A 318-nucleotide genomic window follows, 5' to 3' on the forward strand; every position below is an offset into this window, starting at 1 on the left:
GTTACTAATTTGACGGGAACGGCTCTCTTCCAGATCGCCGCTGTCATACTGTTTGTCATAAATTTGTTTTTTTGAAAACAAATTAGAAATATTTTCAAGTTTATAACCCATCCTTTGAGTAATCGGATTAGCACCCTTAAACGAAAATGTCTCCACTTTGACTTCTGGAATGGATTCATAATAATGAATCTCGCGGCGCGCGGCTTTAACGCCAAGATACCGGGCTATATTTTTTATGTTATATCGAGACAGATCAGATTCAAGAGTGGGTTTATTACTGATCAAATATTCCTTAAAAATAGGATATTTATTAACAAT

At 35.2% G+C, this 318-nt stretch carries 1 protein-coding gene; it reads right to left on the reverse strand.

Annotation, left to right across the window (positions count from 1 at the left end; genetic code table 11):
- Window positions 1-285 (reverse strand): hypothetical protein (locus V2A85_RS24685; protein ID WP_420072691.1); only part of this gene is annotated, 285 nt, incomplete at its 3' end.
- Between the last annotated feature and the right edge of the window lie 33 nt (window positions 286-318).

The sequence above is a fragment of the Yersinia sp. 1252 StPb PI genome (genome assembly GCF_048593885.1).
GTDB classification, from domain to species: Bacteria; Pseudomonadota; Gammaproteobacteria; order Enterobacterales; family Enterobacteriaceae; genus Yersinia; species Yersinia enterocolitica_E.